The following is a 21,723-nucleotide window of genomic DNA, read 5'->3' as shown; positions in this document are numbered from 1 at the left end:
CCCCTCCGTCGGCGCGATTCACGCGTTGAAACTCAGGTGACCAAGACATGGGATGGGTTCCTTTCGAGCCCCGGCGGGGCAGTCACCCAGAGTCCCTCACCACCACTGAAAGCGGCGAGGATTACCCCCATATCCTCACTTTCGATCGGCGGGCAGTCCTGGAGCGGTTGATCGAGGATCGCACATATCGACGGCCCGGCCTGCGTGTCCTGAACCTGGTTTCTATCGATTTCAGACCTCGAACCGGATCGTCTCCGACAGCGTCAGTTGCTCTCCAGCCAGTCGGTCGTTGCACTCGAGAGCGCGAGCGTCATCGTCATGCCCGGCTGTAGCTGGTCGGAGAGCATCCCGACTGCCGCCGCCATCTGCAGAAGTCCCGACCGCAGAGCGTCATTGCTCACGACATCAACGAATGGACGCGAGCCGTTGAACTCCGCCGACACCAAAGCAACCCAATCGTCGATCGCCTCGGCCAGAGCGTCCTCAAGGGTGACCTCGTCGTCGGACCAGAAGACGGTTCCGAGGAATGCGTCGAGAGCGTCATGGAGCGTGTCCGTCGCTGTGTCGCTCATGTGATCGAATGCTCCGGTGCGGGCGGCGGAGAAGCCACGGTGTCGAGGCCGTACCACTCGTCGAGGATGGCTTGAGTCGATGCGTAGTCGTCGACCTCGGCGCTCGCTGCGGGGAGCGCTGGCGCTGTCGTCGGTAGGTAGGCGTCCCACCCTCCGGGCGGGTTCGGCCAGGTCTGTCGCAGCTGTGCGATTGCTGTCCCGGTGTCGCCGGGGTGCATTGACACGGCGATCTCGAAAGCGGCAGTCGGATCGGGTCGACTGTTCACGCACATTCGGATCACGTCCGGACATTCCACGCCGAGGCCGTAGGCGAGAGCGGCCACGCGTGCAGGCTCGGCTGTTCGGTACGTCTGAACGATGAGGTCGTGGTTCGCCTTGTCCTCGACCCGCTCGATCCGTGACTCGGCGATCGCCGCGACCTCGATGCCCAGTGCAATGTCCACCTCGTCGGTGGTCCACAGGTTCGGTCGCTCGGAGTCGTGCGGCATCGGCGTCGAGAGCGCAATGCGAATCTTGGCGTCGTCGACTCCGAGATGTCGGAGCACTCGGGCTGTTTGGCTCGCTGTGATTCCGGCTTCGGCCATCAGGACGGCGGCTTCGCCGGCGTTGTCTGGTTCGTAGACGATCGACATGAGCCGGCGGGCTGGGTCGGGTTCGAGTCGTTCCTTCACGGCGAGTACGAACTCGGAGTCAGTCATCGTGGCGGGATCGAGCCCGGGTCGAGCCGAGCGTTCGGCGGGCATCCCGTCGATCGGCAAGCTCGGTTGGTCCACGTGAGCGACCGATGCTGGCGTCGTCACCTCTGCTGGCTGGGGCTCTTGGATCGGAAGCGCTGTCACGTTGTCGCCATCGACTGGAGTGGCGTGATCGAGCGCATCGGGGGTCAGTTCGATACCGAGGTCGGATTCGAGAATGTCGACGAGGCGCTTGGTCGTAGTCAGCACGGCCTCGGCGGTGGACTGGACGAGTTCGGCGTCGCCGCCTGCCCATCCGGTCACATATGGGATCGAGTAGCTCTGCGAGTCGAGGCCGATCGTCTGCGAGAGCAGGTACGCAACCGATTCCGCCTCGACCTCCTTGATATCGCGCTCACCGGTGAGGCGGTGTTCGTGATCGAGTTGCACGTGTGCCCACTCGTGAAGCAGCGTCTTGATTCGCTGTGGCGGTTCGAGGTCGTCGGCCACTTTGACGGATCGCTCGCCCCACGTCGTCATCCCGTTCCACTTCTCGATCGGCGATCGGGAGTGCAGCGAGACCGTGTAGCCGTCGTCTTCGAGTTGACCGACGACGGCAGACCAGACGTGTTGCCAGCGATTTGGCCCGGTGAGGAGTTCGGGCATCTGCGGTTCCGGGATTGCCGGAGGCGACACGAGTTGGCCCTGGTGGAACACTCGCACCGTGCGGAAGCCTCGGAGCCGCTCGCGGCTGGTTTCCTCGCCCGTGTCGTCGTCGACCTCGACGGACTTCGAGATCATCGGCGCGAGGATCGCGAGCCCCTTCTCGCCTTTCGCCACTTGGCACGTTCCGCCATCGGTCGCCGGGATGCGTGTCCAGTTTCGGTAGGAGGCGACGTATCCCTCTGCCCCCTGAAGCGCGAGGAGCATCTGGTTCTGTGGCGAGTACCGATGAAACGCTCGTGCGGCATCGAGGTACGCGAGCCATTCGTCGGTCGAGGTCATGGCGCCGACACGTTCGGCCAACTGCGCATGGAGTTCGTCGATGACTGCTGCGTGATCGACTCGCTGACGCTTCATGACGCCACCTCGATCGCGGCCTCGGCGTCGTCGAACAACGTCGCCTGTTCACCGGGTCCGACGCTTCTGGTCGTGTCCGGTGCTCGGTCCGGGGTCGGCGTCCACGGGCCACTGCCAAGCGCCGCGACTTCACGTTGCGGCTTGGGTGGGCCCATCGCTGCGAGGCGCTTGATGCGCCACCATTCGCGTCCCTGCACGTGAGCGGGCGGGAGGTTCGAGTGGATGAGGAGCGCAGACCCGTACTTGGGAAGACGCGCGAGGAAGTACGGGACGAGTGGTTCCCGATTCTGCTGGCCCGAGATCGATCGTCGTCCGCCGCCAAGATCGTTCGACCAGGATCGGCGTTCGATCTCTTCGTCGCCGACGATCTTCGAGACGTACCCGAGCGTCGAGTCGTCCGACGCTCCCGGAAAGAAGAGCTTGGTCGCGTGGTTGGTGAGCAAGATGTCGGCCCGCTTGCCGTACGCCTCGTGGATCTGGGCGAGCGACTGCCAGACCGTCACGAGCTGGATACCGATTCCCGCGCAGGTCGATGACACCTCCGGGAGCCACGAGAGCGGGATGTTGCCGGCCTCGTCGATCAACATCAGCAGCGGTGCCGGGAACGGGCGGCCCTGCATGTCCCACTCGTACGCCTGCGACTTGAGATCCGACAGCAGGCCAGCGAGGACCGGTGCGAGACGCTTGTAGTCGTCGAGGCTGACGAGCAGGTACAGCGTGTTCGCGCCCTCGCCTTCCGGTCCCGTGTTCAACAACCAGTCGAGATCGACCCACTCCCCTTTGCCGTCGGTCAGGTCCGTCGCGGCGGCGACGTTCGGGTCGAGCCACGGATCGCAAACGGTCTGCGCTGTGGCGTACACCGATGCGATGATTCGGTCGTCGGGTTTGTTCCAGATCGAGCGCAGATGTCGGATTCCGGAGTCGGCGGCTTCCTTGGTGGCCGGGTTCTGAAACGCGGCGTTGAGCCGGTCCAGCGGCGGACACGGCTTCTCCTTCTTCTTGCCGCTCGGTGTGTCGGGTGCGTTCGGGTCCGGGCGGGTCATGTCGTAGACCCACTTGGCGACCTCGCGCATTGACGGTCGCGCCGACAACGCCGCCGCACCGAGTAGTCCGGTGAAGAGCAACTTGCCCTGCGTGGTCCAGAAGTCCATGCCGCCGTCGACACCGGCTTTCGGCGTCCACGCCGACATCGCCTCGCCCGCCTTCTTCGCGCCGGTCGCGGTGTGCGCCGACCTCAACGGCGACCACTTCGCGATCTCGTGTTCATCGATCTGGATAGCCCCTCGGTTCTCCTTCAAGAAGCCACCGGGGTCGAACACGCGGACGTCGCCGAGATCGCGCCGACGAGTGATCGTCGCATCCATCAGGTCGCGTTTGACGCTGAGCACGATGGCCGGACCATGCCAGTCGAGCAGGCCTGGAATCGCACACTGCGACGTCTTGCCGCAGCGCGTCGGACCGGCAATCGCGATCGAGGTCACGTCGCCCTGTTGACCCGATCGCAACTCACCGGTCAACCGAGCAAGCAACTTCCGAGCACCGGTGTGATTGGTCGACGCCCACCGTTGGTTCTCCGTCGCCAGCAGCCACTTGCCCCAGACCCCGAGCACGAACCGTCCCGCAACCGGCTCACGAATCATCAACGGCCGCAACTCGCGTCGCTTCGCGAAGCGAGCGTGAGCATCGACACCGAGCCGGCGACGCCCAGACGAGAACGACCTCCACAGCAACCGAAGCCCGACGAGAACCATGGCGAGTAGTAATGCTGCAAGGACGGTCGCCGTCCAGTAGATCACCGGACCGGCGATCACTCCCACGGCGTCAGTGGGCCATGCAGCCGACGGATCACCGGGCTCTCGGAAGAGCGACGGGATCGACCGGAGAGCATCGCCGAGCCCGATCGGCGGCACGCCGCTCCCGACGACGATCGCAGACACCACGGCCCCGAGCCACACCGTGACGGCGACCGCCATCGCTGCGGCGAGCAACGACAACAGGACCGTCTCGATCAGCGACATCGACCCGGACGAAGAAGACACAGACGCTGGGGAACTCATGCCAGCGATCAAGCCGAACATCGTTCACGCCAACCCTCACTCCACAAGGAATCTTTCGAACAATCTGGGCGCCAATACGCACGCCAATGCGCATCTCCCCAGGTCAGTTGCTATCCGCCGCACAGAAACGCTAATCAGCGCTGGCCCGTCCGGCGTGCGGGTTGCCGTGACCGAACACGTTCACGGTGGCACTCGAACCAATCCGACCACTTCCACCAGGAGTTCGAGCCATGGCCATCCACCACCCACACAAGCACCCCATCCACCAGCAACTCGACCGTCGCTACCAACGCTGCCTCGCACCAAGCCGACACAGCCGAATCAAAGAGCGCTGGGCAACCGACCCAGCACTTGCCGGGCTCGGTATCGAGGAGATCCTGGATATCTGCGTAACGCCGACTGCGCGGCAGAACCCGATCGTCCAAGCGCTCATCCGACGCCACCAGGCCGACGACGCCGACGCCACCACCGTCCTGCTCATCGCACTCCTGCCGTCCCTCATCCGGATCGAAGCAACCCTCAGCCCACGGCAGCGGCGAGACGACGCCTACTCCGCGCTCTGGGCCGCCGCAGGGCACCTCCTCGCCACCATCGACCCCGAACACGAACCCGTCTCGGAGAACGGACGCCACCGGCCGCTGATCTCGGACCTCGCAACCCGACTCCGCACCAGCAGACGAGTCCTCGAGCCCGAGGTGCGCAACGAATGCCGCCGGTACCAGCGGAACACCCACCCGGTCATCGTCAGCATCGACACCAGCCGCATCCAGATCGCCGTTCGCGACTTCGAGCCACAGGTCTTCGCAGCGATGGAACTCGAACGAGTCGCCCACGCCGTGAGCAGCGGACAACTCCCCCGCCACCGCTGGCTCCAACTCGTCGAGCACCGCCTCGGCAACCAAGCCGGCAGCAACGCTGTTCGAGTCGGCGCCCACCGTGCTGCGGCACAGCTCGCTGAACTCGTTGGCCACGAGGCGGCATGACCGTGGCGAACACACCGAGCCAAACCATCGTCCTGTGGGGAGCACGAGGAGGTGTCGGTACCACCGTCGCTGCAACACAACTCGCATTCCAGCACCCCCGCCAAGTCGTCCTGATCGACCTCGGCGGCGACCTCGACGTCATGCTCGGACTCCGCAGAAGCAAGCACGGCGTCCGCGACCTCGAACAAGCCGACAGTCGAACAACCGACGAGATCCTCTCGGCCGCTGCCGTCCAAGTCGCTCCCCGCGTCGCGCTCATCCCGCACGGCGGACGCGAGACACCCCACCAACTCGGCGACGGCCCGCTGGCCGACCTCGCCGAGTGGATCCGTCACCACAAAGGCGTGGTGATCGTCGACGCCGGCACCGGACCACCTCCCACCGCGCTGGCCGAAGTTGCTGACGAGTCCCTCGCCGTCACCCGACTCAGCAGCGTTGACGCTCAACGGCTTCAAGCGCTCAAGGTCCCACCGACCGCACTGATCGTCGTCGAGCACCCCGACGCCTGGCTCACCAAAGACGACATCGTCAACGCAGCCAGCGCAGGCATCTACGCCACCATGCCGCACGACTCCGACATCGCACACGCAATCGACACCGGCACCTTTCTCCAACGTCAGCCACGACTCAGAGAACTCAGCGCGATGCCCGACATCGGCGAACCGATCTGGTTCAACTGGCCCGAAGAGTCCTACGGGACCACCGTCGAGCGGTACTGGAGTGAGGAGTTCGACGGATTCGAGGACGGGTTCGAATCGGCCCGAGGCGACTGCATCCACGTCGGGCCCGATATCTGGGCGGAGAAGTACGACGACCGGCAGTGGGCCCAATCACTGGGCCACCCGCTGCGTCTCGACGCGCGAACTCTCAACCGCGACCAGCGCGTCGAACACCTCATGCAGCATCCACGGCGACCCGATCGCGGCAACGAACCGCTCGGTACCTGGATCACCGAACTCCCGTCCCGGCGAGCGATCGACGTCGACTTCGGACACGCCTGGCAGTCCGGCGGAAGCGTCGACCGGTGGCGTGTGAGCTGGAACACCGGAAGCGGCGAACTCCACACCGTCAACCACCGCACCAGCACCGTCACCGTCCTCGGCGTCTTCAAGAACGAAGCCGACGTCGAGAATGCCATCAACGGATGGTCCAAGCACCACGACGACCCGGACGGCCTCGCCTGGCTCGACGCAGTTTCCGAGATCGCCGTCACCGACCGCCAACCCTGCGCCGCTCCAGCGGTGGCACGATCTCAACAGGCGCCTCCCCCATCACTCGACATCGGGCCGTTGTTGTGAAGGCGTCCCTCCCTCGGCGTTCCGTCGGCGGGTACGATGAACTTCATGAAGGAAGGTTCCATCGGCAGAACTGAGAGTGCCCGCGACCTCGCTGGCGATCGCCCGCCCACGGACGATGATGTCTCGATCACGCGGGACGGTCGTCGGCTCGACACGCCGGCGAAGGTGATTGCGTTCGTCGACGAGATCAACGCGAGTCGCACACCAGCGGCTTCCGGTGCCTGACGAAGTCGAAACTGCGTTCGACCCTGATCGGGTCCTGGCCACGCTCGACCATCACGAAGTCGAGTACCTACTCGTCGGCGGCCTTGCTGCTCGCGCTCACGGGGCTCAGCGACAGACCGCTGACGTCGACTGCGTACCGAACACGACGAATGAGAACCTTGAACGCATGGCGAGCGCGCTCGTCGAGTTGAATGCGCGACTGCGTGTCGGCGGGATGTCGGACGAAGAAGCAAGCCATTTACCGGTCACGATCGACGCACAGACACTATTGGCCTTCGGCTCGTCGACCTGGATGACGGATGCCGGCCCGCTCGACCTACTCGTCGACCTTCGTGACCGATCCGGCGATCGGCACGGATACTCCGACCTCGTGACTCGTGCGGTCGGCTACGAGGTCGGGGAACTGTCCGTCCTCTTGGCGTCACTTGAAGACATTGTTGCCTCGAAAGAGTTCGCCGGTCGCGAGAAAGACCACGAGGCACTGCCCGAGTTGAACGAACTGCTGCGTCGTCAACGAGGACTCTGACTCGACCTCATCGAAGCGCCCGCCCAGACCCAGTTACAGGTCGATCGACGGCGGCTTGGGTATTGGAGGCGGCGGTTCAGGCGGAGCGTTAAGGCCAGCGAGTTCGGTCGAGAGCGCCTCGAGTTCGGCGGTGAGTGTGTCGACTTGCTCGGTGTGAGCGAAGACGTGGCCGACGAGTTCTGATGCTCGGCTGATCTGTTCCTCGCAGGTCGCTTGTCGTTGTTTCGAGATGTCGATCTCTTCGGGGATCTTCTCGATGCGTCGTTCGAGGGTGGTCATGAGGGTGTGGGGTGCGGCGTCCCAGAGCGCTGCGGTGTTCCATCCGGTCGGCGAGAAGCCGGTGTCGTCGATCGCTACCTCGAACCCAGGGATCAGGTGCGAGGGCCGTTGCCTGCCGGTGAGTTGCATTCCGCCGAGCGTCCCGACGGGTGCCCAGTCGTGCGTGCCGCGCAGTGCGACGAGGCGCTCACGGAGGCGTCTCCCGCCGTCTGCGCGTTCGCTGACGACTGTGCCGTCGGCGTCGGTGTACGCGAAGTCATTGCCTCGGGTGATCTGCCGTCGGCTGTCGATCTCGGTGAGTCTTTCGATGCGGTCGGTCGCTTCGGTGTGTTGGCGTCGGAGGCTGGCGATCCGGCGCGGGAGTTCTCGCTGTGTCTTGGCGTGGTTGACGGCGAGACGGGTGAGGCGGGCGTGTTCGGACGCGATTTCGGCGTGTCGTTGCACGAGGGGGTTGCCGGTAGCGATCGCTTTGAGTTCGGCGTAGGAGAGCACGACGTCGGTGTCAAGGTCGTCGACCGAGCGCATGGTGGGGTCGATCTCGCCGGTGCGGGTGACTTGGCCGATGAAGCGGGCTTTGCGTTCCAGCGTCTGCCACATGTACGGGTCGAATGACGCTTCCGTTACGTAGCGGATGATGTGGACTTCGGGGTTCTGGTTGCCTTGGCGGAGCGCTCGGCCTTCTCGTTGTTCGATGTCGGCGGGGCGCCATGGGGCGTCGATGTGGTGGAGGGCGACGAGGCGGTTCTGGATGTTGGTGCCGACGCCCATCTTGTCGGTGGAGCCGACGATCACATCGATGTCGCCGTCTCGGCAGGCGGTGAACAGTCGGGCCTTGGCGGTGTCGCTGTTGGCGTCATGGATGAACGCGATCCGCTCCGGGTCCATGCCTTGCTGCACGAGTTGTCGTTTGAGTTCGTCGTAGACCGTGAAGCTGCGTGCTGAGCCGGGCGTGCCCTTGTCGCAGAACACGGCCTGCAGTGCTCCCGGCTGGGTCGACGGTGCGCCGGTGGTGTCGAGGTACTCGGTGTTCTGGTATTGCTGCCAGAGGTCGGTGACTCGTTGGGCGACGTGGTCGACTTTGCCGGTGTCGACGGGTTGGGTTCGGTCGATGAGGCGGAGGTCGAGCGAGGCGAGTCGTCCGTCGTTGCAGACCTTGAGCATGTTGTCCACGGTCGGGTCGACGCCGCGGCCTCGGATGTCGTCGGCGCGTTCGCCGAGTTCGGCGATCAGGTTGCGGAGTTGATCGGTGGCGGGAACGAGCACGGTTTCGGCTTGTCCGTCGACGAGGTCGGGGACGTTGAGTGAGTCGAGTGCGTTCTCGGGGAGGAAGTCGGCGAAGGACCGGAAGATGGTGAGGAGTTCCGGGACGTTGTCGAAGCTGGCGATGCGCGTGTTGAGTCGGAAGCGTCCGCCCTCGGGTGCGAGTTCCATGTTGGTGACGGAGCGGGCGAACGTGCCGGCCCAGGAGTCGAACGACATCATCTCCATCTCGTCGAGGGTGTCGGGGGCGAGGAATCGCTTCATGACCCACATCTCGGCGAGCGAGTTCGCGATCGGTGTCCCAGTGGCGAACGTGGCGACCTTGGGCCCGTACTGGGAGCGGAGCCAGTCGAGCTTCATGCACATGTCCGTCGCCCGTTTCGACGATGACGTGCCGATCGGCAGCTTCGTGAAGAACGGCAACCCTTTGTAGGCGTGGGCCTCGTCGGCGAACACGTAGTCGACGCCGAGTTGCTCGAACGTCACTGACTGGACGTCGGTCTCGGTGTTCAACAAGGTGGCAAGCGATGAGTTCAGACGGGCCTTGGCCTTCTCGATCGCTTTCGCTGCGGCCCGGTTGTCACCCTCGGATGCTCGGTGGGCGGCCTCGTCGAAGATCGTGAGTTGGTCGCGGATGAAGTCGGTCTGCGTCTCGATCGATGTCTCGATTCTCGAGAACGTCGATTGGGTCATGACGACGCCGTCCCAATCGCCGGTCGCGCACCGAGCGACAAACGTGCGGCGGGCGTCTCGCGCAAGGTCGTCCTTGCCGGCGACGAGGACTCGTGCGGTCGGGTAGAGCTGTGAGAACTCTCGTGAGAACTGGTCGAGCATGTGGTTCGGCACGACGTACAGCGGTTTGGTGATCTGTCCGGTTCGCTTCAGTTGACGGCCGGCGATGACCATGGCGGCGGTCTTGCCGGCCCCGACCCGGTGTGGGAGCAGTGTGGATGAGTCGGTGCCCATGATTCGCCAGACGGCGTCGGTCTGATGCTTGTGGGGTTGGAAGGTGGCGGAGAGGCCGACGAGTTCGCCGAGGTGAGCGCCGTCCCATGTCGGCAGGACGGTGGAGTTGAAGCGTTCGTTGAAGACGGCTTCGAGTCGGGCGGCGCGTTCGGGGCCTTCCCAGACCCAGTCGGCGAAGCGGTCCTCGATCTCGGTCCTCTTGTCGTTGGCGGCCATCGTCTCCTGGATGGCTTTGACTCGTTTGCCGGCTGAGTCCTCTCGGTAGAGGACCGTGGCGCGAAGATTGAGGGCGTCCTCGACGAGCCGATAGGCGTCGGCTTCGCTGGTTCCCCACTCGGTGGATGCAGCGACTGCGGAGCGGGCCGACCATGCGGCGGACACGGACCACTCCCCCACGAGGGCGGCGTGTTCGACCTTGACGTAGTCGGGTGCGGCGAGTGTGTCGACCAGGAACTGCCGGACGGTGTCTTCGTCGATCCACACCGCACCGAGCCGGGCGCTGATCGCCTCTGCAGGGATCCACTCCGGCACGACTTCCTTCAACGCTTCGACGTTGATCTGATACCGGTCGTCGGTTTCTGCTGCGGACGCAGCGGTGCGAAGCTTCGTTCGAACGTTGCCGGAGAGGTAGCTCTGTGCGTCGACCCACACGTCGCCGTCGTCCTCGGGATTCGGTGGAGACAGGTGGATCAGGCCCGCTTGACGTAGCTCGGCGAGCACGTGATCGGCGTCGCTGGCGAGGAGCCCGGCAATGAAGTCGATGTCGACGCTTCGATGCGTTGCGAGCGATGTGGCGAGGGCTTCGGGCAATGTTTCGGCGCCGGCATGTGTGCGCTGTGGCGTGATCAGCCACTGTTCGAAGATTGCAGCCTTGGTAGCGGTCTGGGAGGTGTCGTCGAAGACTTCGAGAGCCGAGACGAGGCCCCATCCGGGGTCTTTGCGGAAGCGTTGCGGGCTCGACATCGACCTGCGACCCGACGAGGTGAGCGTGAACGCGTTGATCGGTCCCCAGATCCGGACGTAGTTGTCGTAGCGATCGTTGAGGCCGGCTCGGGCGTCCTCCCAGGCCAGCACCGCGCCCGGACTGGTGCCGTGCGATTGGAGATCCATCACGGAGCGGGCTGTGTCGCGAAGTTCGACGAGGCTGCGGAGCCGGCGAAGAAGCGAGCGGTTCTTGCTGGGCACGGCGGTCGGGCCGGAAGGCCGGTACTCCATGACTCGGCCCGAGTCACCGATGAACAGTTCGCCTGCGACGAGGGTGTGCCCTGCAATGTCAGGTGGTGGTGGAGGCTGCGGGCGAGGCGGCGTCGGGTCGAACGTACCGTCGACTGTGTGAGCGAGTTGCTCTACGGCTGATTGCAGCGCTGGTTGCCAGCCGCCGTCGGGTTGATCAACGAGAAGTTCATTGTTGCCGTACATGCCCCGTCCCGATCGGAACGCGCCGATCACGACACCTCGACCGTGCGAAGTGAAGATCGAGTTCGTACGGACCTCACCGTCGACCACATGAACGGCGTCAGTCGTTTCCCAGTCGAAAGCGGCCGGTGTCTCCTCCGGGCCTCGCCGCCGGAAGACAAGGATGTCGGTGACCGCTGCGGTGCCGGCAAGTCGTTGGTGCGCGCCGCTCGGGAGACGGATGGCTGCAATCAGGTCTCCGTGAGACTGAAGCAATCGTCGCGGTGCCGGGTTGCGGGAATCCAGTGTGTAACGCGAAGTAATTGCGGCGACGATGCCACCGGGTTTGGTGAGGGCGAGACTCTTGGCGAGGAAGTGGTTGTGGATCGACAGTCGGTCCGGATTGTGGAGCGGATCGAAGACGCTGTACTTGCCGAACGGGACGTTGCCGATCGCCAGGTCGTAGGACCCGTCGATGTCACGCACGGTCTCGAAGCCGACGGGCCGGATGTCGGCCATCGGGTACAGCGCCTGAGCGACGGCCGCTGTGATCGGTTCGAGTTCGATCCCGACGAACTCCGAACCTTCTCTCACCGCTTGGGGTGCGGTGCCGATGAAGTTCCCCGAACCGCAGCCGGGCTCGAGCACGCGACCGGACTCGAAGCCGGTGGCGGTGACGAGATCCCACATCGCCGCCGTGATGTTCGGGTCGGTGAAGTGAGCATTGAGCGTCGAATGCGCCGCGGCCGCCCACGCCCGGTCGTCGAACTTCTCGTCGAGCTGCTTGCGTGCCGAGGCGAGCGTTTCATCACCCGGTTCGAACAGTCGGGGTGCGGCGCCCCATCCGGTCCAGCCCGACAGCACCTGCCGATCAGCGTGGGTGATGTCGCGTCCGCTCGACCGGAGTTGGTCGAGGAGTTCGACGACGGCGACGTTGCGTTCGACGCGTTGGGTCAGACCGGTTGGTGCCAGCCCCGCCGGGTCGGGCCGGAAGCCGGGATCGGCGACTCGACCCCGCTGCTCGCCTGCTCCGTCGTCGCGGTCCGTGGAAATTGTGTTTCGAGATCGGGCCAGAGGTCCGGTGTTTCGAGCAGGGTCGAGATCACCGTTGCTTCGATTTCGTCGGGTTCGATCGCGGTCCAGATCGAGGGTGCCGTCGAATCGTCTTGGCGTTGCTGGTCGGCTGCGATCCAGAGGTCGGTCGCGTCGGTCACCAGTTGGTTCATCATCGAGGCCGAGTGTGGGTGTTCCTGCAGCCAGCGGTGCCGGATCGGTTCGTCCGTTTCCAGTGCCATCCAGATCGCTGTCCTGAGATGGCGTCGTGAGAGTTCCAACATTCTCGACTCCTTGCGTTTCGTCGATGTCATCGATCGAGCCGAACAACGACATCTGTTCATGGGTGTCTTCGGAAGTCTCTGCCATCGTACGCGAGTTCGAGTCATCCTGGAAGGGGTAGACCGACGCCGAGGTCGCCGACGGGTTGAATATGGGCGGTGGCCAGGTGCGGGATGATCGGGGGGTCGATGGCGTCGGCCCAGTTGGGGTCGTGTCGTGCCCAGTCGGTCAGGTCCTGCTCCGGTGGTGGTTCGATGACGGTGGGGTTCGCGACTCCGCGTTCGTTGAGGATCTCGGCGAGGCGTTCTGCACCCCGCCGGCCGGCGTTGTCGGCATCGAAACAGATGACGATGGACCGGTCGTGAGCGTGCTCGGCGATGGCATCGGCGACTCGGGCGTCGGGGTACTGAGAGCCGAGCACGCCGATCGCTGCGAAGCCTGTTTGTGCGGCGATGAGTCCGTCGGCGATTCCCTCGGTGACCACGAGCGGACGCCGTTCGGTCGCGCCGTCGGGCGCGGTCACCCAGGCCACGCGCGGGTTGGCTGCCCATCGGCGGGCGGGATTGTCGTACTTGGGTCGTCCGTCTGGTGGGTCCAGGAATCGTGCTTGGAAGTAGACCGGATCGCCGTTCGTGTCGAGTGCCGGGTAGACCGCTGCTGGCGAGCCGCCGGGGAAACCCTTTGGTCGTGGCAAGTAGCGGCGACCGGGGTCCGCTCCGACGACGTTCGCCTTGAGGACGTCGTCGGCCACGCCGCGCTGATGAAGCCAGTCACGGACCGGTTCTCCGGCCGTTGTCCACAGGAGTCGGTGGGCTCTGTGGACATAGCTTGCAACTTCAGGGTCGGGCCGACCAATCGGCTTGGACGGCGGTGCGGGTTGGCGGGTGATGGTGTCGAGGTGTGCGTGGTGGTCGTTGAGCCAGCGGATCGCGTCGCCGACCGGCATCGACTTGGCAACCATCACTGCGTCGATCGCGGTGCCGCCGTGCCCGCCCGACCAGCATCGCCAACGCTGTGTTCCGGTCCGGTCGACCGACACCTTGACCGACGGGTTCTCGTCCGGGTGTGCCGGGTCGATGCATCGCCATGCCCTTCGTCCATGCCGCTCGAATCCGCCCGCCGACAGCGCATCGAGAACTTCGGTCAACTCGACGCGCCCGAGCAACTCGTCCCGGTCGATTCGGAAGGTCGAGCCACCGGTCATGCCACCATGGCCGAATCGGTATTGCAGATCTCACGCTCCGCTCCGTGGGATGCGATGACATGCTGAACAACAGCGGCGCGGCCGGCGACGTTCCACACAGCGCGGCCACGGGTCAGACGTGGGAGAAGGTCGACGAGGCGCTGGTTCATGCGCAACAACTCACCGGTCCGGGCGAGTTGGTCGGTGGCCTGGCGAAACACGACGCGGGTCTGCACGTCTGCGAGGAGTCCTTCGGCGACCTTTGATGCTGAAGTGCCGGTGTCGGCTTGTGCCTGGAGGTCGGAGAGGCGGTGGGTGATGAGGATGTTCCAGAATCCCCAGAGCCGGCAGAGCTTCAGCCGTTCTTGCAGGGTCTTGGCTGCGCGTTCTGATGCCATCGTCGCCCAGACCTCGTCGTCGACGAGGATGCCGCGCCGACCCTGGTCTTTGAGTGCGGCCATCTGCCCGGCGAGCGATGCGGCGGTCGCCATCTGCACGAGTGGGAGGGCGTCGAGGTTCGAGAACACTGCGGAGAGGTCGACGACGACGCCTTGGCCCGACATCTGGTCGATCGACACCGTTGATTGGCCGTCGAACATGCCGCGCAACGACTTCTGCAGAAGCTTTGACAGGGCGAGGCGGATCGCGGTGACGGCGTGAGCGATGTCGTTGTCGTCGAGCAACTTCAACTCATCCATGTGGCGGACTCGTGCGGGCAGTTCGCCGAGCAGGTTGGCGAGGTCGACCAATGTGGCGGGCATCAGCGATGAGGCATGGGTGTCGTCGAGGACCTCGATCGCCGTGGTGAGAATTGCTTCCTCGATCGGGTCGAGATCCCGTTTCATCACGGTCGAGAGCAGCCCGGTCACGAGGATCTGGCGGTTCATCAGCGAACGCAACTGGTCGCCGGGTCCCGGGTCGAGTGGGTTGAGCCGGTCTGCTCCGCCGGGAAAGAGCTTGACGACGGGCATGTTGAGCGCCGCTGCGAGCGGTCCGTACTCGCCTTTCGGATCGGAGATCGACAAGAACCTGCGGTACCCGTAGAACGCTGCTTGGCGGTACAGCATCGTCTTGACTGCCGATGACTTGCCGTTGCCGGGTTCGCCGAGGACGAGCATGTTCGAGTTCGTCAGCACGACGCCGCCGCCGAGGTCGCGCCCGTACAGTTCGAACGGGTCGTAGGACCATGCGCTGTTCCCGTCGGTCACGTTCACCCCGACATAGGGCGACGCCGTGTCCTGCAACGCCCGCCCACCGTGAAACGGGTAGATCGATGCAGCGTGTGCCGTCGTCCCTCGATGACGAGGAAGCCGTAGTCCTTTGCCGGAACCGGAAATCGGGTCAGCACCTCGGATTGCAGGCGTTGGCTCTCCCATGTCGGGATGGGTCTCGGTGGGTCGACGCAACCAGTCGGTCGGCGAGCGCATCAGTGTTCTCCGAACCGGCGGGCGAGGTTCCGGCCGAGCGGGAGCGACGACACCCAGCCGTCACCCTGACGGCCCCACAACGGTTGTAACTCGACACCGACGTTCGCTGCCGCCTGCTCGAGATCGGCACCCTGGGTTTCGAGCTGGTCAACCGTGGTGGCTGTGAGGGTGAGCAGGCCTGTGTACCGAACCTCGACGAACCCAGCGGACAGTTCATTCTCGCGTGACTCGACCTCGCCGATGGCCTTGTGATCGGCACGGCGAACAATGAACCCCTTGCGGCGACGGGTCTCCATGTTCGCCTCGCGTTGGGTGCGCTCCCGGTCGACGTCGGAATCGGACTTCGACGGCGGCACGGGTTCGAATACCGTCGTCAACGACCGCGTGCAGCCCGACTCGAACATCAGCGAATCCAGCCACGAGCCTGGAACTTCACGCCGTGGCCATGATGCGAACCACCACGACCGGTGCACCGCTCCATCGACGGCGACGTGGCCGAGTTGGTCGTCGACGTGCATCGGCCCGAACGTCGGAGCCGATACTCCGGTAGCGGCAGCGAGCGACCGCTTCAAGGTCGCCAACTGCTCGACCACCGAGGGGTCGGAACGGACCCGCATTGCCGTGACGAGGTCCGAGCCGGACAGCACCGATTCGACGCGAAGCCCGGCCCCGTTCAACCGGTGAGCGAACAGCCGGCTTTGCTCGGCCACGGTTCGTAGTCCGGCAGCGAGTACGGATTCACCTTTGGGCTTGGAGAGTCGGGAGAGCTCGACGGTCACCTCGACGAGCACTTCGTGGTCGACGACGGTTGCCGACGTGTCCCGCAGCAACTGCAGGTAGCCCTCACGTGCGGGGTGTTCGGCTTCGTCGGACCACCGTGATTCGAGTTGGGCGACCGTGTCACGGATCGGCACCGGCGAGGTCCAGTCGTGGAACGTCACCCGAGCAACCGGCGAGTTCTCACGTGCGAAACCGCCGATCGCCGATCCCCATTCGTCGATCCGCATGCTCTGCGTTGCGGAGTCGACCAGAGCGAACTGCCCGTCACCGCACACCTTGAGCACTGCGGTGAGCGAGCCTGCCTGACGATCGCGAACTACACCGATCGGGACGTTCTCTCCGGGCGACAGCCAGTCGACGTCGAACTCGAACAGATCGATCCCCGACAGCACCGGTGGGAGCGCCGTCGGCTGCTCGCCATCGACGATGAGTGCCACTGGTCGGTACCAACGGTTGCGAGACCGCAGTCGACGCCACCACCACGTCGCCAGCGCCGGCAGGATCTCGTGCGCCGGTCGGTCGTGGAGCTTGCCGAACCACAACCACCCACACACCAACATCACGGCCCCTGCAATCGGCATCGGCACGTAGCCGGCAATGGCACACCATGCCGCTCCGAGGGCCACTGCCCCCACCCCAGCGAGCGATGGAGGGATCGTTCCAAACATTCCCGACCGACGGCGTTCGCCGAACCGGTAACCGCGCACGGACTCTTCATTCGTTGCCATCACTGGCCTCCCTTCAGGTCGAGGCTCGGTGTCGAGCCTCGAGGTTCGGTCGAAAGCGATCCGGCCGATTGCTTGGCGGTCGACTTCACAGCGTCCGCCCCCGCCTTGGCAGCCGCCGCTGCGACCACGACCGGCGCCAGCGGGCCAGCAGCGGGAGCCGCAGCAGCGGTCGACACCGCTCCCCCAGACGAGCCGACTGCCGCACCGCCACCACCGCCGGCGAGGCCAGCACCGACACCGGAGCCACCCGCCGGGCCAGCACCACCAGCCGCACCCGAGGGGCCACCCGGCCCGGCACCGCCCGACGATCCAGCCGCACCGGCTCCTGACTTGCTTGCTGAGCCGCCGTTGGAACCACCGAGGCGACGCATCGTGCTCGATCCGTAGTACTGCATTTGCATGCCCTGCTGACCGGCACGCATCGGACCCGACGCGACGCCCTGCGCCACGACAGCGGCAGCGACGACGGGCATCAGCTTGAACAACAAGAACGGCATGAATGCCGCCATTCCGAACGTCACGACCCCGACGATCAACGTCCCCAACTCCGCTGCCGCGTTGTCACCGACGCCTTCGCCCGGCTCACCGGTCGCGCCGATGCCGCCGAGCGCGGACACGCCGACCGAGATCGCCAAGATCATCACCGGCTTGGCGATCACGAGCGCGACGAGCAGTTCGAGGACCTTCTTCGATGTGTCGCGCAGCGGTGGGAAGATCATCGACGGCAAGCCGAACGCCACCGCGTAGATCACCACGAGGTAGATCAGCGATTCCCGTACGAACAGCACGACCCACATGAACAACATTGCGATGATCATCACGACGCCGATCAACGGGCCGACGAAGAACCAGTTGCCCGACGCTGCGATCATCACGTCACCAAGCGCCGCCAGAGCGTCCTCGGCGTCGTCACGGGTCTGCTGCCAGATGTAGTCCGACAACGCGTCGGCAACATCGACTGCTGCAGCGGTGATCGTGACCAGCATGAACATCGACAGCGCGGCCAGCGGCAGGTCGTGCCCCACCGACTTCAACACGGCACCGGGCGACCCGGCAGCGACAGCGCGTGTGATGGCGAGCAGCACGAGCAGGCCTGACATGGCGATACCGATGCCGAGCGCGATCCGGAATGGTGATGACTCGGCCCAGTAGAACCAGTCGGACTTCAGCCTCGGCGACGAGGCAGTGTCCATGAAGTTCCACATCGCCATCAACAGCGACAGGACACCTTTCATGATCCAGTCGGTGATGCCACCGACCACGGTGTCCCACGCCCAACCCGCCGCAGCGGTGAACGGCGTGGCGATCCACCCGACCAACGATCCGAAGATGCCCATCAGCCCTCCCCTCGGGTCGTGTCAGCAAACACAGCCGGCGTCCACGAATCGACGTCCTCGAAGTCGCTCGGCGGCGACGGCAGCAACGCCTCGGCCGGCACGGGCGTTGGACCCTCGACGACGGTGATGTTGTCGACACGCCAGTCGTCGCGCTCCCACATCAACGTGATCAGATGCGTCCGCCAGATCGACTCGATCGGACCCGACTCCGGATCGCCGGTCGTCACCACAGACCACACCCGCACCTCGGCCACCAACTCCGATGTCGAGGTCGCGATGGTCTGCAGTGGCGATTCGATCCACACCCGCTCTCGGAACTTGGGCCCGAGTTCGTCGAACAACACCCAGTAGTCAGCGACCGCCTCGGCAACACCCGCCGGGCCCGCGGATTCGGTCATCAGTTCGCCGAGCGTGTTCGACAGCCGCAGCGGACCCATCCGCATCAACCGAGGAAACGACGCCACCCAGTTGACCGCAGCGGTCGTGGCACCCTGATCAGTCCGTGGGTAGCCAACCGGGATTCCCGACAACTCCCCCGCCGCAACGACCGGCTCGGCCGGGACGGGCTCGCCTTCACCCGGCAAGGTCTCGACGATGACTGCCGAAGGAGGTGCGTCGGCGACGGGCCGATCGGACGAACCCTCACCGAGCACGAATGATTGGACAGCCCACACCACGACCAAGAGGCCGACGAGCGCAGCCGCAGCGAGCTTGGGACGAGACATCTCCGTTCACCCGGCCTGGCCGGCATCGAACAGCACGGACACGATCGTCGGTGCCAGGCCGATGACCATGGCACCGATCGCCCCTGCAGCGACATACATCTTGCCCTCGACCCCTCGACCCGAGTTGCCGTTCATCCCCCGCCACGTCGCCGCCCCATACAGGATCACGAGGCCGCACACGCCCAGCGCGACCCAGAAAGCCCACCCTAAAATGTTCTGGAACAACTCCGCCCCGGGTAGACCCTCCGACGTCGGTGACACGTCATCCAGCGGCGATGCCAACACGGGGCCAGGCGTACCGACGAACAATCCTGCGGTGACCAGCGGAACAGTCGCGAGCGTCAGCCGACGAAGGATCCGGACACCACGGTCGCGGCGGCGCGTTCGGTCGACGATCAGCTCAGCCGGGATGCCGATTGCTGTGTCAGCGGCCAGCTGGGAACGGCGGACGTTGTGCATGGGGATCCTCCACGGACTCCGGCGACGCCACCCGATGCGGCATCGCTTCAACCCCCAACAGGCCCCACAACCCGCCAATCGTTACAACAAACCTTTTTCCTGTAACGATCGAGGTCGTCGTGGGCCTGTTGCACACGTGAAAGCACTCGCCGCGCTCATCTTCGGAACCATCGGCTTCGTCCTGTCGATCCCGCTCGTCTTCGCCAACGGCGGCGACTCGACCGGCGTCTACGCCTGCGGACAACTCGGAACCATCCTCGACACCATCCGCACCCTCGAGTCAGGCGGCAACTACCAGATCGAATCCGGCGGATCCAGCGCCTCCGGCGCCTACCAATACATCGACACCACCTGGCGCTATTGGGCTGGCGAAGCCGACGTCTCGACCGACCTCTACCCCACCGCTGCCTCGGCACCCGACTTCATCCAAGACCAAGTTGCTGGCGTCAACGTCTCTGCAATCCTCGCCGACAACGACAACTCCGTCGAAGCCGTCCCCATCGTCTGGTACTACCCCGCCGCCCTCGACGATCCCTCTTGGATGGACCGAATCCCCGCACCCTCAGCCGGCAACACCCTCACCGTCCGCGAGTACCAAACCCGCTGGCTCGACACCTACAACGAGAAGGCCGAAGCCGGCGGCGAGAACGCAATCACGTGCGGGCCGACCGCCGTCACCGGCGACTGGGCACTGCCCGCTCCGCGAGAAGTCATCGGCGAGAACACCCTCGACGACCCGCACCACGACTACCCCGCCTGGGACTTCATGATTCCCGCCGGCACACCCATCTACGCAATCACCGGCGGCACCGTCGCCAACGTCGGCACCTGGACCGGCAACTGGTGGGCAGCCGGCTGCGGCGGCAACAACCCTCCAGCGGCTTGCACCTCGTGCGGCGTCGGAATCACCATCCAGCACCCAGACGGCCTCCGCCACACCTATTGCCACAACAGCACAAGCCACGTCGCCGAAGGCGACGCAGTCGCACCCGGCCAGCACATCGCTGACTCAGGAAACAGCGGCCGCTCAGGCAGCGCCCATCTCCACCTCGAACTCCGCATCAACGGCATCCGCCACTGCCCCCAACCCCTCCTCGACGCCCTCTACCACGGAACGGCGATCCCGCTCGCCGCCGACCTCCCCACAAGCGGCTGCAGCTTCCAAACCTGACATGCCCACCACACCCGAGATCCGAGCTGCCGTGGCGCTCATCCATCAGGCCGTTCGAGATCCCGACGCCGGTCACGACCCGATCGACATCGCCGCCGCGCACACCACCCTCGCCCGAGCCAGCCGCTGCAGCCAGCCACCCGTCGACCGCTGGCTCGCGGACTACCTCAACCCCGACGCCTGGCACTCCGGCCCCGAACACCTCGCCAACGCCATCGACGAACTCGCCCTCAACTTCAAACTCCCTCGTCCCGTCCGCACCGGTCCGCCGGACGGCGACCAGGGCACCCTCTTCTGAAGGGACCAGCTCGAATGACTGAAATCGACAATTCCACAACTTGCGAGATCATGGCCCGCTTCAAAGATGGGCTCGACCCGGCGGTGTACGAGACGCTCGATGAACCGATCGGATGGAAGTGCAAGCTCTGTGGCGGCCGGTTCGTCCTGAGCGGAGGCTCGCCAGCCTCGCTCGACCGGCTCGAACGTGCCGTAGCGAGCCTCCTCGACGCCGCCGCTTACCACCACCGAGCCGACCACCGCGGCGCGCCTTGAACCCCATCGGCGACCGCTGACGTCGACGAGCAGCACCTTCCCGATCTGGAGGATCGCGGATTGACCCAAGGTCGCGCGATCTCGAGCGGGTAGGCACCCGCATACGTGCCTGCGCTATGCGGGGCAGGAGTTTGCCGGCGCGATATGGGCGCTCCGGCGGCCAGTGTGCGACGGTTCGCGCTGGTCCAAGAGCGCTACCACTGAGCACGTTCCGTCAGGTCCGCTGAGCGAGTTCCGATCTCAATTCGAAGATGCGACCACAGCGTCGGTGCGAGCGTCGATGCGGGCTCGTCCAGCCGCGACGTGATCAGCGAACGTTCTAGTCGACGTCAGGTGATCCCATTTCGGGTCGTCTCGGCATTGAACGTATGCCGTCTCCGACGTCTACTGGAGATACTGGACCAGCCTCGTTCCGTCGTTGATGACATGGAGTGCGCCGCTGATGAAGCCCTCGTCGTCGTCGAACCGCTCCAAAGCGGCTCGGGCGTGCGCGCCGAGATCATCGAGGACCTCTGCTGTGGAGTCGACGGTCACGACGACCGTACAGACAGGCAGACGAGCAGGTATCGACGGCATCGGCAGCCCAGTTTAGGGCCTGGCTGGGCCGCCAGTTGACATATTGGCGACGCCCCGTACTGGGGAGCGAGAATCCGAGTCAGAACAACGACCGGAACGCCGATCGCGACCGCTCATCGCCCGGAGGAGGGGAGC

Annotated in this window: 18 protein-coding genes; 6 read left to right on the top strand and 12 right to left on the bottom strand. The window is 65.0% G+C overall.

Going from position 1 to position 21,723, the window contains the following annotated elements; translation table 11 throughout:
• Nucleotides 1-263 precede the first annotated feature (263 nt).
• Genes ABJK40_RS12980 through ABJK40_RS12970 form a run of 3 tightly spaced genes read right to left on the bottom strand, consistent with a single transcriptional unit; the run spans nt 264 to nt 4,344 of the window.
• On the bottom strand, nt 264-572 hold the full coding sequence (locus tag ABJK40_RS12980; protein ID WP_348479541.1) for a hypothetical protein: 309 nt from the start codon (nt 570-572) through the stop codon (nt 264-266).
• Nucleotides 569-2,326, bottom strand: coding sequence for an ArdC family protein (locus ABJK40_RS12975; protein ID WP_348479540.1), 1,758 nt, complete (start codon nt 2,324-2,326; stop codon nt 569-571). Before ABJK40_RS12975 ends, ABJK40_RS12980 begins: the two co-directional genes overlap by 4 nt.
• Entirely contained in the window at nt 2,323-4,344 is a 2,022-nt protein-coding gene (locus ABJK40_RS12970; RefSeq protein WP_348479539.1) for a type IV secretory system conjugative DNA transfer family protein, read from the bottom strand. Before ABJK40_RS12970 ends, ABJK40_RS12975 begins: the two co-directional genes overlap by 4 nt.
• Before the next feature lie 269 nt (nt 4,345-4,613).
• Between ABJK40_RS12970 and ABJK40_RS12965 the strand changes: the two genes are divergently transcribed.
• From ABJK40_RS12965 to ABJK40_RS12955, 3 genes are all read left to right on the top strand, one after another.
• Entirely contained in the window at nt 4,614-5,366 is a 753-nt protein-coding gene (locus tag ABJK40_RS12965; RefSeq protein ID WP_348479538.1) for a hypothetical protein, read from the top strand.
• A 2-nt stretch (nt 5,367-5,368) separates the two neighbouring features.
• Nucleotides 5,369-6,664, top strand: a complete 1,296-nt coding sequence (locus ABJK40_RS12960; protein WP_348510300.1) for a hypothetical protein — start codon at nt 5,369-5,371, stop codon at nt 6,662-6,664.
• 217 nt (nt 6,665-6,881) lie between these two features.
• On the top strand, nt 6,882-7,415 hold the full coding sequence (locus ABJK40_RS12955; protein WP_348510299.1) for a hypothetical protein: 534 nt from the start codon (nt 6,882-6,884) through the stop codon (nt 7,413-7,415).
• Nucleotides 7,416-7,448: 33 nt separating this feature from the next.
• Here ABJK40_RS12955 and ABJK40_RS12950 read toward each other — a convergent pair whose 3' ends face one another.
• The 8 genes from ABJK40_RS12950 to ABJK40_RS12915 all read right to left on the bottom strand — a co-directional run bounded on the left by ABJK40_RS12950 (nt 7,449) and on the right by ABJK40_RS12915 (nt 19,115).
• On the bottom strand, nt 7,449-12,179 hold the full coding sequence (locus ABJK40_RS12950) for a DEAD/DEAH box helicase family protein (protein ID WP_348479535.1): 4,731 nt from the start codon (nt 12,177-12,179) through the stop codon (nt 7,449-7,451).
• An 89-nt stretch (nt 12,180-12,268) separates the two neighbouring features.
• Complete coding sequence (locus ABJK40_RS12945) at nt 12,269-12,544, bottom strand: hypothetical protein (protein ID WP_348479534.1); 276 nt, start codon at nt 12,542-12,544, stop codon at nt 12,269-12,271.
• 209 nt (nt 12,545-12,753) lie between these two features.
• On the bottom strand, nt 12,754-13,854 hold the full coding sequence (locus ABJK40_RS12940) for a toprim domain-containing protein (protein ID WP_348479533.1): 1,101 nt from the start codon (nt 13,852-13,854) through the stop codon (nt 12,754-12,756).
• Nucleotides 13,851-15,077 (bottom strand): hypothetical protein, encoded by a 1,227-nt coding sequence (locus ABJK40_RS12935; protein ID WP_348479532.1) that lies wholly within the window; start codon nt 15,075-15,077, stop codon nt 13,851-13,853. Before ABJK40_RS12935 ends, ABJK40_RS12940 begins: the two co-directional genes overlap by 4 nt.
• Nucleotides 15,078-15,259: 182 nt before the next feature.
• Nucleotides 15,260-16,768 (bottom strand): SCO6880 family protein, encoded by a 1,509-nt coding sequence (locus ABJK40_RS12930; protein ID WP_348479531.1) that lies wholly within the window; start codon nt 16,766-16,768, stop codon nt 15,260-15,262.
• Complete coding sequence (locus tag ABJK40_RS12925) at nt 16,768-18,105, bottom strand: hypothetical protein (protein ID WP_348479530.1); 1,338 nt, start codon at nt 18,103-18,105, stop codon at nt 16,768-16,770. Before ABJK40_RS12925 ends, ABJK40_RS12930 begins: the two co-directional genes overlap by 1 nt.
• Nucleotides 18,105-18,830, bottom strand: coding sequence for a hypothetical protein (locus tag ABJK40_RS12920; protein ID WP_348479529.1), 726 nt, complete (start codon nt 18,828-18,830; stop codon nt 18,105-18,107). Before ABJK40_RS12920 ends, ABJK40_RS12925 begins: the two co-directional genes overlap by 1 nt.
• Nucleotides 18,831-18,836: 6 nt before the next feature.
• Nucleotides 18,837-19,115 carry a hypothetical protein gene (locus tag ABJK40_RS12915; RefSeq protein WP_348479528.1) on the bottom strand — a complete coding sequence of 93 codons (279 nt, stop codon included), beginning with the start codon at nt 19,113-19,115 and terminating at the stop codon, nt 18,837-18,839.
• A gap of 310 nt (nt 19,116-19,425) precedes the next feature.
• Here ABJK40_RS12915 and ABJK40_RS12910 point away from each other — a divergent pair, with 310 nt between their 5' ends.
• Genes ABJK40_RS12910 through ABJK40_RS12900 form a run of 3 tightly spaced genes read left to right on the top strand, consistent with a single transcriptional unit; the run spans nt 19,426 to nt 21,012 of the window.
• A complete protein-coding gene (locus tag ABJK40_RS12910; RefSeq protein WP_348510298.1) occupies nt 19,426-20,460 on the top strand; it encodes a M23 family metallopeptidase in 1,035 nt (344 codons plus the stop codon).
• 1 nt (nt 20,461) lies between these two features.
• Entirely contained in the window at nt 20,462-20,758 is a 297-nt protein-coding gene (locus ABJK40_RS12905; protein ID WP_348479525.1) for a hypothetical protein, read from the top strand.
• A 14-nt stretch (nt 20,759-20,772) separates the two neighbouring features.
• A complete protein-coding gene (locus ABJK40_RS12900) occupies nt 20,773-21,012 on the top strand; it encodes a hypothetical protein (RefSeq protein ID WP_348479524.1) in 240 nt (79 codons plus the stop codon).
• A gap of 384 nt (nt 21,013-21,396) precedes the next feature.
• Here ABJK40_RS12900 and ABJK40_RS12895 read toward each other — a convergent pair whose 3' ends face one another.
• A complete protein-coding gene (locus ABJK40_RS12895) occupies nt 21,397-21,546 on the bottom strand; it encodes a hypothetical protein (protein ID WP_348479523.1) in 150 nt (49 codons plus the stop codon).
• Between the last annotated feature and the right edge of the window lie 177 nt (nt 21,547-21,723).

The organism is Ilumatobacter sp., assembly GCF_039969435.1.
Lineage (GTDB): Bacteria > Actinomycetota > Acidimicrobiia > Acidimicrobiales > Ilumatobacteraceae > Ilumatobacter_A.
Note: the sequence above shows the minus strand (reverse complement) of the source record. Positions and strands in the feature narration are given on the sequence as shown.

What these genes read in the sequence shown, in the direction of transcription:
- ABJK40_RS12980 (WP_348479541.1), bottom strand. Translation starts at nt 572, where the DNA reads ATGAGCGACACAGCGACGGACACGCTCCATGACGCTCTCGACGCATTC.
- ABJK40_RS12975 (WP_348479540.1), bottom strand. Translation starts at nt 2,326, where the DNA reads ATGAAGCGTCAGCGAGTCGATCACGCAGCAGTCATCGACGAACTCCAT.
- ABJK40_RS12970 (WP_348479539.1), bottom strand. Translation starts at nt 4,344, where the DNA reads ATGTCGCTGATCGAGACGGTCCTGTTGTCGTTGCTCGCCGCAGCGATG.
- ABJK40_RS12965 (WP_348479538.1), top strand. Translation starts at nt 4,614, where the DNA reads ATGGCCATCCACCACCCACACAAGCACCCCATCCACCAGCAACTCGAC.
- ABJK40_RS12945 (WP_348479534.1), bottom strand. Translation starts at nt 12,544, where the DNA reads ATGATGAACCAACTGGTGACCGACGCGACCGACCTCTGGATCGCAGCC.
- ABJK40_RS12940 (WP_348479533.1), bottom strand. Translation starts at nt 13,854, where the DNA reads ATGACCGGTGGCTCGACCTTCCGAATCGACCGGGACGAGTTGCTCGGG.
- ABJK40_RS12930 (WP_348479531.1), bottom strand. Translation starts at nt 16,768, where the DNA reads ATGGCAACGAATGAAGAGTCCGTGCGCGGTTACCGGTTCGGCGAACGC.
- ABJK40_RS12925 (WP_348479530.1), bottom strand. Translation starts at nt 18,105, where the DNA reads ATGGGCATCTTCGGATCGTTGGTCGGGTGGATCGCCACGCCGTTCACC.
- ABJK40_RS12920 (WP_348479529.1), bottom strand. Translation starts at nt 18,830, where the DNA reads ATGTCTCGTCCCAAGCTCGCTGCGGCTGCGCTCGTCGGCCTCTTGGTC.
- ABJK40_RS12905 (WP_348479525.1), top strand. Translation starts at nt 20,462, where the DNA reads ATGCCCACCACACCCGAGATCCGAGCTGCCGTGGCGCTCATCCATCAG.
- ABJK40_RS12900 (WP_348479524.1), top strand. Translation starts at nt 20,773, where the DNA reads ATGACTGAAATCGACAATTCCACAACTTGCGAGATCATGGCCCGCTTC.